We start from the raw sequence: 16,434 nt of genomic DNA, 5'->3' as shown, positions 1-16,434 counted from the left end.
TTGGATTGAGCCGGCCACACAGTTACCTACCTATGTGGCCGGTGAATACAATTAGCCGAGCTGAATCGATAACATACTCAAGGAGCCGTCTTCGATCCCCTCAACGGGTGTTGAAATCGGCTCTTTTTTATCCCATGTACCCATCACATACAGCAATGGTAAAAAGTGCTCAGGTGTCGGGTTCGACAGTTTACCGTCTTCCCTTTCCAAGGCATGAATCAGAGGATGAGGTTCTTCAAGGCTGGTTAAGCTATCACGCACAAACTGTTCAAAAGAGAGTGCCCAAGGAAAAGGCTCTGCCCCCAGCACTTCCGCCGGCAGGTTATGCACAACATTGCCGCTGCCGATAATCAAAACCCCCTCATCCCGCAACAATGCGAGTTTCTTGCCGACTTCATAATGGAAAGACGCCGGCTGATTGCGATCCATGCTCAGTTGAATGACCGGAATATCTGCATCGGGATACATTTTCGCCAATATTCCCCAAGTGCCATGATCCAATCCCCAATGCTCAAAATCCGTTTCGACCTCAATCGGCTCAAGAATATCTTGCACCAATACCGCCAGCTCAGGGTACCCTTTAGCCGGGTACTGTTTTTCGTGCAACTCCCGTGGAAAATTACCAAAATCGTGGATAGTTCTGGGCTGAGCCATCGCAGTCACTGCTGTACCATTCGTATACCAGTGTGCAGAAATCACAAGTATCGCCCTAGGTTTGAGCAGTTTATTTCCCAATTCAAACCAGGTACGGGAGTAGTAGTTATCTTCAATGGCATTCATCGGACTACCATGACCAACGAATAAAGCAGGCATTCTTAGGAGACTCATTCTCGCCCCTTATACAGCAAATTAAACATTTCGAATATGAATTGTGGATGATTAAAGAATTATGACAAGATTAAGACTTTTCTTCCTTGAATAATGCTAATCAAAAATGATGGGGTCTTTCAAAAATACTGAAAGGCCACAGGGTGTGGGACTGTGGCCTTACAAGCGTGCATGCGATATCTATCCCCACTTCCCAAACAACAGTACTTTGACAACTCTGCGATTTGAAAGTGAGTGAGTATAAACCGATATATTCTATCCCGATATGTTTTCTCTATCCAACTTTAAGAAAACAATATCATTTTTTAACAACAATTTTGGGCTCTTTAGCGGGTTAAATGAAGATAAACAGCCCAAGCCGATATCAACTAGCTACCTTTGCGGTTTTAAGGCGATAACTGACTAAATCTTCAATGGTCACAACAGGCATATCATACTGTTTTGCGAATTCAATCACTTCAGGGGCACGCGCCATTGAGCCATCATCATTGGTTAATTCACACAGCACTCCGGCCGGTTTAAAGCCTGCCATTTTAACCAAATCGATGGTTGCTTCAGTATGACCTCGACGAGTTAAGACTCCGCCGGATTGCGCGCGCAGAGGGAACACATGCCCGGGCCGATTTAAATCGTTTGGTTGCGCATCATCAGCAATAGCAGCTTGGATAGTGGTAATGCGATCTGCGGCAGAAACCCCGGTTGTTACACCTTGTGCGGCCTCAATGGTCACTGTGAACGCAGTTTGGAACTGGCTGGAATTGCTTTCTACCATCATCGGTAATTTAAGCTGCTGACGGCGCTCTTCTGTCAGGCAAAGGCAAACAATGCCGCTGCCGTGGCGGATGGTTAGTGCCATTTGTTCTACCGTCATTGTTTCGGCGGCGAAAATCATGTCACCTTCATTTTCACGATTTTCATCATCCAATACCATTACACCCTGACCCGCACGCAAAGCAGCAAGCGCACGTTCAACACGTTCAAATGGCGTCCCATATGAGGAAAGTAGCGTCTGATTCATGGTAAAGAAACCTCTTTAAATGTATGGATTACCAGAATCAGGGCAATTTTGAGGAGTTCATGCTGCACAAAAATACGGCAACAAAAACAACAGACGAGCGCAAGCACTCGATTGATGCTGTTATTCTCTCCCATCCGGACTATCACCGTCGGCTCCAGAATCACACTGGATCTGCTGACCTCTGTTTATGTCCTTTTAGGGATAACAACAAACAGAGCGCTCGCGGGCTTCATGAAATACCATCTGTTAATTTCACGTTACCGCCGGTAGGGACTTTCACCCTGCCCTGAGATAAACGTTCGCACTATAGCGTTTATAATCGACAGGGGCAATCAACAAAATCAAATATGAAACCTGGCTCTCAATCATTTATGCTTTCAGCATTAGGTATTAAAATGCTCGCAACTACTTTTTTATTTAGTTTTATTTAGCAAAAGGATGATCATCATGCTCGACCCAAAGAAAATTGAACAAATTGCCCGCCAAATTCACAGCGCCATGCCAAAAGGCGTCAAAGAGTTTGGAGATGATGTCGAAAAAAAATTGCGCACGGTTTTACAATCTCAGTTAAGCAAACTGGATCTTGTTAGTCGGGAAGAGTTTGATGTCCAGACCCAAGTTCTGTTACGTACCCGTGAAAAATTGGTCGCGATGGAACAACGCCTGAATGAGCTGGAAGCCCGCCTTGAAGGGGCAGACCAAAAAGAAGGGACAGATCCAAAAACTGAACAGGCGGAATAATTGTATTGGAGGAAGTTAGCCACATTTTCCTCAAGAGACATTTAGAGCCTAACTCATTAGGCTCTTAGGGCAATCAGCGTATATTTTTTTCCACGCATACAGCCCTTGTGGATTCGATGTTATTCGGCTGCGCATTTTTCATGCATGATTGATAATTATCGCCATATTCTTTGAATTCCATTCTTGCTTTGGATAATGGCTTTTTCAATAAACTCTCAATAAATTCTATGCTGCCTACTTCAAAATGTTGGTAATCGATCGGCGTATCCCAATAGCCTCCCCATCGCATAAATCCATTTGATAAAAATATATCAACGACTTTTTCCGACATGCCTTCCCTTGCCTTTTTACCGGGCCTTTTTGCTATTCTATTTAAGTATTGTTCTGCACTGTTTTCAGGTAAAACATAAGGCACGCCATCTGGATTAAAACCCAAAAACGGATTCTGTAATGGATTGATATCGATAGCTGCACCATACGCATGCTTTGACCATGATGCTGCGCCCGTTATCTTCCTTCCATTAAATGCAGATGTGTTATTATCACGCATCGAATCTTTATCATCCCCGTTATAATGCTCTATCGCCAATGCCTTATGTATCGGGAATCCCGCCAATAACAATTCATGGAAAATATTCTCCACCTGCAACGCAAATACATCGAGAACGATGACTTCCCCGGTACTTTCATTCCCTGAAAAATCAATGTAATTGAAATTAACGATATTTAACCTATTGCAAGGTACTGGATTATTTTCTGTTACCACCCCCGAAAATGCCATTTTTTGGCACTCCTCTGGGGTTAAAGCGGACACTTTTGCTGAGGCATAAACCGGAAATAAAAATATCGATAAAATAATAATCTTCACTATTTTCATTATTCGCTCAAAAATAAATAACAAACATATTTCCATCATAATAATTATTTCACTTTAGCGAATTATTCATATTTGTATCAACATGAATAATAAATAATCATAGCCAAATGGCTAGCGTAGTTGGCTACATCATGCACAATTCAACCAATTATCATTTTCTATTCATAAGTAATAATTGATACATGGTACTATCTGTAACTAACGAATTCGCAATCGCATCAAAGCGGCCCTTTTGGCCTCCAAGAACTGGGCTGCCAAAAGAATCTATTCCTCTCTATCTAAAGGAAATGGCATTTGTTATATTTCTGGCTACAGAAAATTAGCTAATTTTGGATTTATTATAACAAGAAGGATAAATAAATGAGGCCATTATCATTGCTCAGTTTTTTTCTTTACTTTATGGCTTTTATATTTATGTGTGCATCAATAAATGCATTTGCTAAAACAGAATATCCGTCACCAGAGAAAATTACGAATGATTTTTATACATGGTATATGCAGCAATATCTTTCCATGGAACATCTAAGTACCTCAGATGAACTGAATGAATTAAGAAAATATGTATCAGAGGAATTAGTTGGGCGGCTCAAGGTGGTTGACGACTGCAATTCAGAGGGAGAAATCGGGGAATGTGCTGTAGAAGGTGTTCATGCGACCTCTGATTACTTTATAAAATCGCAGGATGCCCCTGATGAATGGGCTGATGTAACGGTTGAAACAGTCAATAAAACGGATCACTTTGCTGAATTGGTCGTGGTTTTAGGACGTGGAACAGAATATGAAATTCGGCTGCCTGTTTTTTTGGAAAAGCAATCAGGGCAATGGAAAATAATCTTGGTGTCCAGATATCAATCTCAATCTGCAAGACAAGTTGCTGAAGCTTTTTATACTTGGTATATGAAAGAGTTATATGCCAACAAAAACCCAGATTCATCTGATTATCAGGATATGATAAGGAAATATGTATCCCTAAAGCTCATCAATCAGTTAGATAAAACAGAAGATAAAGATGATTTGATGAGAAAAAGCTATTTTATTCAAGGGCAAGATTATTTTGATGATTGGAAATATACCGACATCAAAACTATCCATGAAGGTGATAGTCGGGCGACAATGAAAGCTTATATTGCGGGATTGCAGGAAAAACCTTATGAACTTTCTATCGAATTAGAAAAAGAATTATCTCAATGGAAAATTGTCTCAGTCTCCTCTTTAACATTAGATTACCCCGCCACGTCTTATGGCCATATCGTCAATAAACCAATTATATTGAATGAGTATGGTGATAGCACATATTTAACGAAAACAAAGAATGAAAGCTCTCCATTAAACTTGATTTTCAATGACGGAACAAATGAGGAAAAGGTTGATTCATATGGTGTTAATGGAGGAGAACCTGAAATAAAAGGGTTCTTTTTCATGAAGATCGCAGGAATGAGAAATGCCATAGTGATTGTTTCGTGGAAACACAATCATAATGCACTTAAGATTAATGGCGAATCCTATGAAGTGCATGCTTATTATTATAAAGATGGATATCTTAAACAGAACTATGATATTTACAACGATCCCAACCTTTCGGGTCTGGATGGTATTTTCAATGATGAATCACATGTTTTTACACATAAATCCGTGGCGGCAGTTATGGAATACATTAATAAAAAATACAACAAAAAACACAATAAAATGTGAGTTTTCATACCTAAACTAACCATCTTATGTATGCCCATCAGACTTCAAGGTGCGGGGAGCTAATCGAATGTTTTCTGCAACTTGAAGTTTAAACACTAAATACCCATTCCATTTCAAGGTGTAGCACGGCGTCAAGGAAGCAAGCCAAAAGCCAGAAGTAGGAGCCTCTCAGCCATCTCCGGGAATACTGCCAACAAAGCAGAAACTTGAAAGACGGCAAGTATAATCATATTTATCCCCATTATAATTTTTAAAAAAATTTATAAGCTTAATTAATATTCTTAACTATATTATAGTTGTGCGTATTTCACGTGTATTGCTAAGGAAAACACAACACTATGAAAATGAAAGCTCTTGTTGCAATAGCTGTTTCCACCACGATTCTGGCTGGTTGCAGCAATTTGAACCAAGGAATGCTGGCTCAATCCGGAATGCAATTATTCCAAGCGGCAACCTTAAGTGATGAGGATGTTAAGAAGCACACGGATCAAGCGTGTCACCAAATGGATGCAAAGAATAAAATTGCACCAGCATCCAGTCAGTACACTAAGCGTCTGAACAAAATTGCCAAAGCATTAGGCAATGAGGTTAACGGTACTCCTGTTAACTATAAAGTTTATCTGACCAAAGATGTGAACGCATGGGCAATGGCTAACGGCTGTGTGCGTGTATACAGCGGCTTGATGGATATGATGAACGATAACGAAGTTGAAGGCGTTCTGGGCCATGAGATGGGTCACGTTGCACTGGGCCATTCCCGTAAGGCCATGCAGGTTGCTTATGCGGCTCTTGCTGCACGCACCGCAGCGGCTTCAGCCGGTGGTGTAGCCGCACAACTAAGTAACTCTCAGCTTGCAGAGCTGGGTGACAAACTCATTAATTCCCAATTCTCACAACATCAGGAAAGTCAGGCTGATGACTTCTCTTATGATCGTCTGAAACAACGCGGGATTAAAACTGAAGGCTTAGTCACCGGTTTCGAGAAACTGGCTAAACTGGGCAATGGTCAATCCAGCATGTTTGATTCACACCCACCTTCAGAAGAACGTGCTCAACACATTCGTTCTCGCATTATTGCAGACAAAAAATAATCGGTTCTGTACAGATTGCAGCGGTGCCACTGGCACCGCTTTTTATTCTTTAATTTTTTTACTTCTTACTGGCGCTTAATCGTTTTGATGATATTGGTCGTAGAGATCCCATCTTCAAAATTCAATACCTTAACTTCGCCGCCCGCCGCCCAAACTTCTTCACTGCCAGCGATCTCTTCCGGTTTGTAATCGCCACCTTTAACCAGAATATCCGGCAGAATACCGGCAATTAAGCGTTGCGGAGTATCTTCTTCAAATTCCACCACCCAATCGACAGATTCCAGTGCCGATAATACGATCATGCGTTGTTCCAATGGGTTGACAGGCCGGGTTTCCCCTTTCAGCCGCTTGGTGGAAGCATCGCTATTGACGGCAACAATCAAGCGATCGCCCAATTTGCGCGCATTGGATAGATAGGAAACATGCCCGGCATGCAGAATATCAAAACAGCCATTCGTCATAACGATGCGTTCGCCGCGCTGGCGGGCTTGCGCAACCACCTCTTTCAACCGGCTTTCATTCATCACACCAAATCCGGTTTCTGCACGGCCACGCACTGCGTTTTCCAGTTCAATAGGTGAAACCGTCGAAGTTCCCAGCTTACCGACAACCACTCCCGCGGCAGCATTGGCCAGATAACAAGCCTCGTTCAGTGGCTTGCCAGCAGCAATTGCCGTTGCCAACACACCAATCACGGTATCTCCCGCGCCGGTGACATCAAAAACTTCTTGTGCCTGAGTCGGTAAATGCAAAGGAGGCAGCCCTACTCTCAGTAAACTCATGCCACGTTCAGAGCGAGTAATCAACAGAGCCTTCAATTCCAAGGCCCGAGCCAGATCCGTTCCCTTTTGTACCAGCTCATCATCATCTTTGCAGTGCCCGACAACGGCCTCAAATTCTGACATGTTTGGCGTAAGCAGTGTAGCACCGCGATAACGCTCAAAATCACTGCCTTTTGGATCGATAAGCACCGGGACATTGGCTTCATTAGCCAATTTGATCATAGCCTGAACTTGATTCAACGCTCCCTTGGCATAATCCGACAGCACCAGCGCCCCAATATGTGGCAAGGCTTGTTGGATCTTCTCCAGCATCGGCTGGGCATCCACATTTTGGAAACCTTCTTCAAAATCCAAACGAAGCAATTGCTGATTGCGCGATAGTACTCGCAATTTTGTGATAGTTGGATGGGTTGGAACAGCAACAAAATCGCATTGGACTTTTACACTGCCCAGTTTTTCACTCAAGGCCCGTGCTGCATCATCAATACCGGTTAAGCCCACCAAATGCGAATTAGCACCCAATGATGCAATATTCATCGCAACGTTGGCCGCCCCGCCCGGGCGTTCTTCAATGTTTTCGACTTTCACGACGGGAACCGGTGCTTCCGGTGAAATACGGCTAGTCGGGCCATACCAATAGCGGTCTAACATAACATCGCCAACAACCAAAACACCTGCACGGTGAAAATCAGGGAGTGCTACTTTCATCCCATACTCCAAATATCAAAATAAACTGTTGCGGATATTATCATAATCAGACTGAATGCCAGCAAGTTCCATCACGAAAAGCGGTAATTGAGGCACTGATTACTCGCCGAGCCATTTCTGCCAGCTACTGAGCACCAACGCTTTCTGCTGGCTGAAATGATCGGTTGAAACCCGGCTGGACAACGCCTGCAAAGCCAAGTGATGCAGTTCATCACGCATGGTAATGTAGGCCTGCGTTAGAGCCATTGCTTCTTGCTCATCCATAATATTATAGTTTGCCATGAGTTCGAAAATTCGCACATTATCCGACCAACGGGTCAACTTGGCATTTTCTGGGGCATAACGCAGAACCTGATACTGAGCGATAAATTCAATATCAGTGATCCCGCCCGGATCCGCCTTGATATCAAATTGATCCGGTTGAGAACTACCCAGATGCTGGTGCATCTTTTCTCTCATTTCACGCACCTGTTGGCGCAAAAGAGCCGGTTCGCGGGAACGGCATAACGTTTCACGACGAATGCGTTCAAAATCATTACGCATTTGCTCATCACCAAAAATCATGCGGGCGCGAACCAAAGCTTGATGCTCCCAAGTCCACGCATCGTTTTTCTGGTAATCGTCAAAGGCTTCAAGTGTGCTGACCAGCATCCCGGATTCACCGGAGGGGCGTAAACGCGCATCAACATCATATAATATCCCCGATGCAGTTCGGGTACTGAACAAGTGAATAATCCGCTGGGCGAGACGCAAATAAAACTGCCTTGCATCAATGGAGCGGGAGCCATCCGTCATCACGCCCATCGGACAATCCAGCAAAAATACCAGATCCAGATCAGAGCCATAGCCCAGTTCCCACCCTCCCAATTTGCCATAACCAATAATGGCAAATCCCATCCCCTGCCGCTGAGATAAATGAGCTGGAGCGCCATAACGTTTTACCATCTGATGCCACGCCTGCTGCACGACGGCCTCAATAATGGCTTCTGCCAGATAAGTCAGATGATCGCTGACTTTCATTACAGGCAGGACACCTGCAATGTCTTCTGCCGCAATCCGCAGTAACTGAGCTTGCTTGAACTGGCGCAATGCCTCCAGCAATTGCTCATCATCACCTTCGGGAATACGCAGCAGATATTGGTAAAGCTCGTCGCGATAGGCTTCCATTGGCAACGGCTGGTACAGCGATTTTGGGTCGATCAATTCATCCAATAGCAATGGATGACGGGTAAGCTGGCAGGCAATCATCGGGGAGGCAGCACACAGGCGGATAACATGGATCATTACCTGCTCAGATTCCAGCATCAGTTCCAGATAAGTCGTGCGGCTGACAATACTCATCAATAAGGGAATAATCCGCTCCAGTACAGTATTGACGTCTTTCCGTTCCCCAATTTTTACCAATAAGCGCGGCATCAATTGATCAAGCACATCCCGCCCCCGTGGGCCGATAGTTCGCTTGCTGATGTCCTGACGGAAAAGCGCTATCACATCAAGCATTTTCTGCGCTTCAGCACCAGAAAGATGAGGCACCAATGGAGTGAGTTCGTCCTGATTTATTGTCTCAAGCCACAAGCTCTTAAATGGCACATAGTTTGCTTCTTCACCGCTTTCTTCGGTTTCGTCGCCAATCAATTGCTGGAAAATATCCCGTACTGCATTCATCTTGCGTTCGGTTTCAACTATCAAACCCGCCCAATCGACAAATCCCATTCCCCAAGAAAGACGGGCCCGATCCAGCTCATTATCCGGTAAAGTCTGTGTTTGTTGATCGCGAATGGATTGCAGTAAATTTTCAAGCCGACGCAAGAACAGGTAGCTTTCTTCCAGCCGATTGACCTGTTCTGGTGACAAGAGGGATAACTCTTCAATGGCCTTTAATGTTGGCAATAAGGAACGGGATTGCAGGATCGGTTCCCTTCCTCCCCGGATAAGCTGAAAGACTTGTGTAATAAATTCGATTTCCCGAATTCCCCCAGCCCCCAGCTTAATATTTTCCTTTAACCCGCGACGGCGGACTTCCCGTTCAATCATGCCTTTCATATTGCGCAAGGATTGAATCACACTGAAATCGATATAACGACGGAAAACAAACGGGCGCAGCATCAGGCGCAATTCCTGACAATATGCCAGCCCGTCGTGCCCTAAAATACGTGCTTTCACCAACGCGTAACGTTCCCAATCCCGCCCCTGCTCCTGATAATAATCTTCCAGAGCCGAAAAGCTGAATACCAGTGGCCCACTATCGCCAAATGGGCGCAATCTCATATCAACACGATAAACAAATCCGTCTACTGTTTGTTGATCCAACACCTTAATCAGCTTCTGCCCCAGCCGGGTGAAAAACTGAGAGTTATCCATCTCACGGCGCCCGCCCTGCGTCACGCCATTTTCCGGATAGGCAAAGATAAGATCGATATCTGAGGAAAAATTGAGTTCTCCCCCGCCTAGTTTTCCCATCCCCAAAATTAATAATGGCTGTGCAACTCCTTCACTATTGGTGGGAGTTCCCCAGTCTTGGCAACAACGCAGATAAAGCCAGTCACGGGCGGCCACAATCAATGTTTCTGCCAACATGCTCAACTGCTGCAAGGTTTGCTCTGTCGCACTTATTTTCAATGCCTGCAACCATGCAATCCTGACCAGCATCCGGTGGCGGAACAAACGCAATACCCGCATCAAATTATTTTCATCGTTTGCCGTAGCCAATGCCTCTTCCAGCCATTGGGCGTAATGCTGCCACTCCTCCGGTTGCGGAGGAGTCTGGCGGATTTCCTCCAACCAAGCGGGATGTGACTGCAAGTGTTCAGCGACAAAATCACTTAATGACAGAACGGCCTGCTCATGGGGAGCAAAGGATGTAGCGGCCTCCCCGAATGGATGGAAATTTGCAATGATACGCTGTACTTGTTGGGCTAAAGGCGATGAAAGTGGCAACATAACTGGGTTTCCCTTGATACCGTGTATTACCGCTGATTGCCCCTGATAACGATTAAAGTCATTAGGAGCATTATCGGGAGCGTAAAATTATTGAGCTGGTTTTATCGAGCCAGGTTTATCGGGACTGAACTATCAACCATTGGGTCAATGCCAGCTTACATTGCAGCCACGAAGTGCTGTAACACAATTCTTCAGCTTCTGTTTTGGCTTGTGCTTCCTCATTAACAGTGGTTGCTGATAATTTACTCCTTAATTCGGACAGTAAATCAGGCAGCCGTTCCAATGCCTCCGGTAGAAGTTCAGCTTGCTTTTCAACCAGTTCTTCCCCCCACAGAAGAACTTGCATTAATCCCGTTTTACCTGCCGCCAGCCCGGCCAGCCAGCCTTCTTCCTGTGTCTGCCATTGGGCCAGAATGTCGGACAACAGAACGAGCAATGGTTGCTGCCAATCCAGCGCCTCAACAACGTTGGGTAATGCCGTCTGTGCTGATATTTGTGGAGATGCCTGTGACAATGCTTGCACAAGCGCATATCCCCGTGCGGCTTTGCTTTTATTCGCCAGACGCAGGCCACTTTGTGAAGCCAATTTATTTGCCAGCGACAAAACATCGGTGACATTGCCGTTTATCAATTCCAGCTCAAACTCGCAAATTGGCGTGGACTGCTTTTCAGCATGGCTATTCCCGGCAGAAATCATGCCCTGATCCAGCACGACTTCAATTTCACTCTGTCCATAAGATACAAGCCATTTTTCGCGGCTGAAATCCGTACTGAATAATGCACGCAATTGCTCTTGCAGATATGAAAGAGAAATATTTTCAGGCCAGATATGGGAGGGAAATTGAGCCAAATCCAACTCGGGGCGATGCAAAGGTACATTGAATTCAGGGCGCTGATGCAAACCACCCACAACTTTACCTGCGGTTTTAATGGTCATCTCATAGTGCCCATCAAACCCACGAATACGCAGCCCCATATCCCAACGCCGCAATTGATTATCCGGCGTTTCATAATAAATATTTGTCAGATGCTGTGGTGAAGTGTAGTCATGAGGAAACTCAAATAACTGCTGGCGAATTGCCGATATCGCATCCGGCTTCACTGACAGTTTCAACTCTATCTCTATAGAACTCATATTTTTATTCCTCAATTCATATAGCGAATTTTTCTTTTTATTCTGCCTACACTTTGTTGCATAGAAAGAAAAAAATAAACCACAATAGGGTGTTATCTCCACAAGCATCATACTTACTTCACTAAAAAAAACCCTAACAATGCCTGTATTCGAGCCGTTGAGAGTGCAAACATTCTGGTTTACTGATTGCACCCACAAACTTAACTCTTTACTATCAGTTGAGTAGTTTGAATCACAATTGGTCCATAAACAAAACAGTTGAATACAGAATGAAAAAACTACATCGATTATTTATCCTGTTACTGGGTTTTACACTCCCATTATCCGTGCACGCTGAAGAAAAGCGTTATATTTCTGATGAACTGTCCGCATACATTCGCAGCGGCCCAAGCGTCGGACACCGTATCGTTGGCTCGTTGAATGCCGGTGAAGAAGTCACGCTGATCAGCTCAAAGCCAGAAAATGGTTTCCTGCAAATCAAAGATCATAAAGGGCGCACAAGCTGGGTACTTTCAAGTGAACTCCGCAATACCCCAAGTTTACGTGAACGTCTTCCGGCCATGGAAGAGAAGATTAAAACCCTGACTGACAATCTGGCAAACATTGACGACAAATGGAATCAACGCACTGCGGAATTGCAAAACAAAGTTGCAGACAGCGATAAGCTCATCAGCGATCTGGAAAAAGAAAATGCCAAACTCCGGAGCAAGTTGACTGTAGCCGAGAAAAAAGTGGATGCTGCCAACTTACAATTAGATGATAAACAAAGAGAAATCATCTTACAGTGGTTTATGTACGGCGGTGGCGTTGCGGGTATTGGCCTGCTTTTAGGTCTTATATTGCCGCATATTATTCCGCGCCGTAAAAAGAAAGATCGTTGGATGAGCTAATTTAAGGAAATCAGAGTGAAAGTCTATTTGGTTGGCGGTGCAGTTCGCGATCAATTATTGGGTCTTCCCGTCACCGAAAGGGATTGGGTTGTCGTCGGTGGCAATCCAGAAGAACTTCTTTCAAAAGGGTATCAACAAGTTGGGAAAGATTTTCCTGTTTTTTTGCATCCCAAAACCCAAGAAGAGTACGCCCTAGCTCGAACAGAAAGGAAATCGGGACAGGGATACACGGGTTTTACCTGCTATGCCGCTCCCGATGTCACATTGGAAGAGGATCTGCTGCGGCGTGATTTGACCATTAACGCCATAGCCCAGACCGCCGATGGAGAACTCATTGATCCCTACCACGGTGTCAATGATCTCGAAAATCGGACACTGCGCCACGTTTCAGCCGCATTTTCAGAAGATCCACTGCGGGTTCTGCGCCTGGCTCGTTTTGCCGCGCGCTTTGCCCATTTGGGGTTTTCAATCGCACCGGAAACGCAATCACTCATCACGGAAATGGTGGCAAGCGGTGAATTGTCTTCTTTGACACCGGAGCGAGTTTGGCGAGAAACAGAAAAAGCACTCACATCACAATCACCACAAATTTATTTTCAGGTTCTACGGGATTGTGGGGCCTTGGCAGTGCTTTTCCCTGAAATCGATAATTTGTTTGGCATGCCTCTACGGGAAAGGGCACTGGAAAAGTTACCGCTTGAACTTGATATCGGCCTGCACTCAATGCACGTGTTGAAAATCTCCACCCGATTGAATGAAGAGGCAGACATCCGCTTCGCCTCGTTTTGTGCCCATATCGGTGCCATCCCGGCAAAACAAATGTGCGAACGCCTACGCATTCCCAATGCAATCCGTGATTTAATCATGATTGTGACTCAATACCACACTTGGGTGCATAAAGTAGAACAACTTCTTCCGGAAGCATTACTGACCTTGTTTAATGCCGTGGACGCCTGGCGCAAGCCACAACGCATTGAGCAATTAATAAAGTGCAGTGAAGCAGACAGCCGCGGCTACACTGATCCAGCAAGCCAGCCGCAATTAAATTACCCACAAGGGAATTATTTACGCGACGTATTTGCGATTGCCAGCCAAGTCAGCGTTCAGGAAGTCATTGCCCGTGGGTTTCAGGGCGCTGAAATTCGCACAGAGTTAGAACGTCAACGGCATATTGCCATCGAGAACTGGAAAAAAGTTCAGTGAATTGAATTTTGGCAACAAAGCACAGGCATCCCAAATCATCCATAAAATTGGGACGCCTTTTTGCAGCCTTCGACAAAGCAACGCAACAATTAACCCGCTTTCCGTTCAATCACCACACCAACACTTTTCGCTTGCGCGACTGCGCCCGGTTTACTGACTTTGATTTTGACCCAAGGTGAATGAAACCGTTCCAACAAGATATTCGCCACTTCTTCCGCCACTCGCTCAACCAAAGCGAAGCGCTGGTTTTCCACATGCTCAATCACTGCTTCACTGACTTTGGAATAATCCAGACAATGCTCGACATTATCACTGGAAGATGCGCGTTTGTTATCCCAGCCCATTTCGATATCGAACACTAATTTCTGTTTGATTGTCTGTTCCCAATCATAAACACCAATCGTTGTCACCACGGTCAATTCTTCAATAAATACGATATCCATCACGACCTTTTCCCCGTTTTTCGGTTCGCCAGATACCACTTCCGGCGAAATGTGCGTATTATCCATTGTTAGACTTAAGAAAACGACCCTTATTCATTGGAGATATCTTATGAGTGCAACCGCGCTTGGCATGATCATCTTCGCGTACTTATGTGGCTCTATATCCAGCGCGATATTGATATGCCGATTGGCAAGGCTTCCCGATCCCCGCCAACATGGCTCGGGCAACCCTGGGGCAACAAATGTACTGCGCATCGGAGGTAAATGGGCTGCCTTGGCAGTGCTGGTTTGTGATGTATTAAAAGGAATGATCCCTGTTTGGCTGGCATACAAGCTTAGCATTCCCCCATTCTATTTAGGCATTATCGCCATTGCCGCTTGTTTGGGGCATATTTATCCGGTCTTCTTCCATTTCAAGGGCGGAAAAGGGGTAGCGACAGCCTTCGGTTCCATTGCAGCCATTGGTTGGGATCTCACGGGATTAGTGGCAGGTACGTGGCTGATGACAGTGCTATTAAGTGGCTATTCGTCATTGGGAGCCATCATCAGCGCATTAATCGCACCTTTCTATGTCTGGTGGTTCAAACCCGAATTTACCTTTCCTGTTGCGATGTTGTCATGTTTAGTATTAGTACGTCATCACGATAACATCCAGCGTCTCTGGCGCGGTCAAGAAAGCCGTATCTGGCAGAAATTGAAAAAGAAACAGGAAATGACAGATAAAGAAAAAATTCAGGCAACAAAAGAGCAACAAGACGATTAAACCGGAAAGCCCCAGTAAGGGGCCTTCTTCATGAAATTCGGATTATTCCATAAAATTCAGATTGATAATCCCCAAAGCCACATACGCTCATTGATATCACCTTTCATTCTTTCGTGATCATTACTGTATTTCTTGAACTACTCATTATTTTCCACCTGAATAATACGTTAGTTTTACAATGCGAAAAGAGAACTATCTGTAACGGAGGTTTTATGAAAGCACTTGTTTATCACGGTATAGGCCAAAAGCATTGGGAAGAAAAAGCCCTTCCTCAAATTATTGAGTCAACCGATGCAGTTGTTCGTATTATTAAAACCACCATCTGCGGAACAGATTTACATATTCTTAAGGGAGATGTTCCCGCAGTAGAGAAAGGCCGGATTTTAGGCCATGAAGGTATCGGGATTGTTGAAAGTATTGGCACATCGGTCCGCAACATCACGGTGGGGGATAAAGTCATTATCTCCTGTATCACAGTTTGTGGCAGTTGCAGTTACTGCAAACGTCAGCTTTATTCACACTGCGATGATGGAGGCTGGATCCTCGGGCATAAAATTGACGGTACTCAGGCTGAACAAGTACGCATTCCTCATGCTGATAACAGCTTGCACCGCTTACCTGAAGGGATAAATGAAGAAGCCGCATTGATGCTCAGTGATATCTTACCCACAGGGCTTGAAATCGGCGTTATCAATGGCAAAGTCCAACCCGGACAAACCATTGCCCTGATTGGTGCCGGCCCCGTTGGTCTTTCTGCACTTCTGGCATCACAATTCTATTCTCCGGCACATATCATCATGATTGATACCGATGATAACCGCCTTCACGTTGCCCGGCAGTTCGGGGCTAACACAATCATCAACCCTGCACGCGAAAATGTCGTGGAAACCATCCAGAAACTTACTGATGGCATTGGCGTGGATGTCGCAATCGAATGTGTTGGTATCCCCGCCACATTCAAAATTTGTCAGGATATCATCACCGCTGGCGGATATATCGCCAACGTGGGTGTTCACGGGAAATCTGTTGAATTGCATCTGGAAGAGCTTTGGATCAAAAACATTACCATTACTACCGGATTAGTGAACACAAGCAGTACACCCATGCTGCTGAAAAGCGTTCAATCCGGCAAAATTTCACCTGAAAAACTCGTGACACACCGCTATCCACTGAGTGAAATTGAAACTGCTTATGAAGTTTTTGGCAACGCTTCTCAGGAAAAAGCCTTAAAAATTGTTTTGACGGCTGAATAAGAGGGTAAAGTAACGTTGTAAAAACAGGTCAAAAAATAACGAGGAAGGAGAAATTTCAACACTCCTTCCC

14 protein-coding genes and 1 riboswitch are annotated in these 16,434 nt (G+C 44.8%); of the genes, 7 read left to right on the top strand and 7 right to left on the bottom strand.

Annotated elements, in window-relative coordinates:
- Positions 1–51: 51 nt before the first annotated feature.
- Together ygiD and ribB are read right to left on the bottom strand one after the other, a co-directional pair.
- Entirely contained in the window at positions 52–828 is a 777-nt protein-coding gene (gene ygiD / locus FE392_RS06950) for a 4,5-DOPA-extradiol-dioxygenase (protein ID WP_319929497.1), read from the bottom strand.
- 364 nt (positions 829–1,192) lie between these two features.
- Positions 1,193–1,846 carry a 3,4-dihydroxy-2-butanone-4-phosphate synthase gene (gene ribB / locus FE392_RS06945; protein ID WP_319929496.1) on the bottom strand — a complete coding sequence of 218 codons (654 nt, stop codon included), beginning with the start codon at positions 1,844–1,846 and terminating at the stop codon, positions 1,193–1,195.
- A 118-nt stretch (positions 1,847–1,964) separates the two neighbouring features.
- A riboswitch (FMN riboswitch) is annotated at positions 1,965–2,144 on the bottom strand.
- A 149-nt stretch (positions 2,145–2,293) separates the two neighbouring features.
- Here ribB and ubiK point away from each other — a divergent pair.
- Positions 2,294–2,587, top strand: a complete 294-nt coding sequence (gene ubiK / locus FE392_RS06940) for a ubiquinone biosynthesis accessory factor UbiK (protein WP_319929495.1) — start codon at positions 2,294–2,296, stop codon at positions 2,585–2,587.
- Positions 2,588–2,660: 73 nt separating this feature from the next.
- On the opposite strand, the gene FE392_RS06935 is transcribed toward ubiK, so the two are convergent.
- Positions 2,661–3,488, bottom strand: coding sequence for a M15 family metallopeptidase (locus tag FE392_RS06935; protein WP_319929494.1), 828 nt, complete (start codon positions 3,486–3,488; stop codon positions 2,661–2,663).
- Between the two features lie 336 nt (positions 3,489–3,824).
- Between FE392_RS06935 and FE392_RS06930 the strand changes: the two genes are divergently transcribed.
- The gene (locus FE392_RS06930) at positions 3,825–5,156 is read left to right on the top strand and encodes a DUF3828 domain-containing protein (RefSeq protein WP_319929493.1); all 1,332 of its coding nucleotides are present in this window, start codon (positions 3,825–3,827) and stop codon (positions 5,154–5,156) included.
- 338 nt (positions 5,157–5,494) lie between these two features.
- Positions 5,495–6,247: a metalloprotease LoiP gene (gene loiP, locus FE392_RS06925; RefSeq protein ID WP_319929492.1), complete on the top strand. Its 753-nt coding sequence runs from the start codon at positions 5,495–5,497 to the stop codon at positions 6,245–6,247.
- Positions 6,248–6,312: 65 nt separating this feature from the next.
- Here loiP and hldE read toward each other — a convergent pair whose 3' ends face one another.
- The 3 genes from hldE to FE392_RS06910 all read right to left on the bottom strand — a co-directional run bounded on the left by hldE (position 6,313) and on the right by FE392_RS06910 (position 11,812).
- The gene (hldE, locus tag FE392_RS06920; RefSeq protein WP_319929491.1) at positions 6,313–7,737 is read right to left on the bottom strand and encodes a bifunctional D-glycero-beta-D-manno-heptose-7-phosphate kinase/D-glycero-beta-D-manno-heptose 1-phosphate adenylyltransferase HldE; all 1,425 of its coding nucleotides are present in this window, start codon (positions 7,735–7,737) and stop codon (positions 6,313–6,315) included.
- A gap of 99 nt (positions 7,738–7,836) precedes the next feature.
- A complete protein-coding gene (glnE, locus tag FE392_RS06915; RefSeq protein WP_319929490.1) occupies positions 7,837–10,677 on the bottom strand; it encodes a bifunctional [glutamate--ammonia ligase]-adenylyl-L-tyrosine phosphorylase/[glutamate--ammonia-ligase] adenylyltransferase in 2,841 nt (946 codons plus the stop codon).
- A gap of 115 nt (positions 10,678–10,792) precedes the next feature.
- On the bottom strand, positions 10,793–11,812 hold the full coding sequence (locus FE392_RS06910; RefSeq protein WP_319929489.1) for a CYTH domain-containing protein: 1,020 nt from the start codon (positions 11,810–11,812) through the stop codon (positions 10,793–10,795).
- Positions 11,813–12,081: 269 nt separating this feature from the next.
- On the opposite strand from FE392_RS06910, the gene FE392_RS06905 reads away from it, so the two are divergent.
- Positions 12,082–12,702 (top strand): TIGR04211 family SH3 domain-containing protein, encoded by a 621-nt coding sequence (locus FE392_RS06905; protein WP_319929488.1) that lies wholly within the window; start codon positions 12,082–12,084, stop codon positions 12,700–12,702.
- Positions 12,703–12,717: 15 nt separating this feature from the next.
- On the top strand, positions 12,718–13,905 hold the full coding sequence (locus FE392_RS06900; protein ID WP_319929487.1) for a multifunctional CCA addition/repair protein: 1,188 nt from the start codon (positions 12,718–12,720) through the stop codon (positions 13,903–13,905).
- An 89-nt stretch (positions 13,906–13,994) separates the two neighbouring features.
- Here FE392_RS06900 and folB read toward each other — a convergent pair whose 3' ends face one another.
- Complete coding sequence (gene folB, locus FE392_RS06895) at positions 13,995–14,348, bottom strand: bifunctional dihydroneopterin aldolase/7,8-dihydroneopterin epimerase (protein ID WP_319929545.1); 354 nt, start codon at positions 14,346–14,348, stop codon at positions 13,995–13,997.
- Between the two features lie 109 nt (positions 14,349–14,457).
- On the opposite strand from folB, the gene plsY reads away from it, so the two are divergent.
- Positions 14,458–15,111 (top strand): glycerol-3-phosphate 1-O-acyltransferase PlsY, encoded by a 654-nt coding sequence (plsY, locus tag FE392_RS06890; RefSeq protein WP_319929486.1) that lies wholly within the window; start codon positions 14,458–14,460, stop codon positions 15,109–15,111.
- Between the two features lie 212 nt (positions 15,112–15,323).
- Entirely contained in the window at positions 15,324–16,364 is a 1,041-nt protein-coding gene (locus tag FE392_RS06885; protein WP_319929485.1) for a zinc-dependent alcohol dehydrogenase family protein, read from the top strand.
- Positions 16,365–16,434: the final 70 nt, after the last annotated feature.

It is taken from the genome of Xenorhabdus santafensis (assembly GCF_033949405.1).
Lineage (GTDB): Bacteria > Pseudomonadota > Gammaproteobacteria > Enterobacterales > Enterobacteriaceae > Xenorhabdus > Xenorhabdus santafensis.
The sequence above is the reverse complement of the archived record's forward strand: the minus strand, read 5'-3'. Positions and strand labels throughout refer to the sequence as shown.

Bases quoted from the DNA above. Each gene is read 5' to 3' on its own strand.
- ygiD (WP_319929497.1), bottom strand. From the start codon at position 828: ATGAGTCTCCTAAGAATGCCTGCTTTATTCGTTGGTCATGGTAGTCCG.
- ribB (WP_319929496.1), bottom strand. From the start codon at position 1,846: ATGAATCAGACGCTACTTTCCTCATATGGGACGCCATTTGAACGTGTT.
- ubiK (WP_319929495.1), top strand. From the start codon at position 2,294: ATGCTCGACCCAAAGAAAATTGAACAAATTGCCCGCCAAATTCACAGC.
- FE392_RS06930 (WP_319929493.1), top strand. From the start codon at position 3,825: ATGAGGCCATTATCATTGCTCAGTTTTTTTCTTTACTTTATGGCTTTT.
- loiP (WP_319929492.1), top strand. From the start codon at position 5,495: ATGAAAATGAAAGCTCTTGTTGCAATAGCTGTTTCCACCACGATTCTG.
- hldE (WP_319929491.1), bottom strand. From the start codon at position 7,737: ATGAAAGTAGCACTCCCTGATTTTCACCGTGCAGGTGTTTTGGTTGTT.
- glnE (WP_319929490.1), bottom strand. From the start codon at position 10,677: ATGTTGCCACTTTCATCGCCTTTAGCCCAACAAGTACAGCGTATCATT.
- FE392_RS06910 (WP_319929489.1), bottom strand. From the start codon at position 11,812: ATGAGTTCTATAGAGATAGAGTTGAAACTGTCAGTGAAGCCGGATGCG.
- FE392_RS06905 (WP_319929488.1), top strand. From the start codon at position 12,082: ATGAAAAAACTACATCGATTATTTATCCTGTTACTGGGTTTTACACTC.
- folB (WP_319929545.1), bottom strand. From the start codon at position 14,348: ATGGATATCGTATTTATTGAAGAATTGACCGTGGTGACAACGATTGGT.
- plsY (WP_319929486.1), top strand. From the start codon at position 14,458: ATGAGTGCAACCGCGCTTGGCATGATCATCTTCGCGTACTTATGTGGC.
- FE392_RS06885 (WP_319929485.1), top strand. From the start codon at position 15,324: ATGAAAGCACTTGTTTATCACGGTATAGGCCAAAAGCATTGGGAAGAA.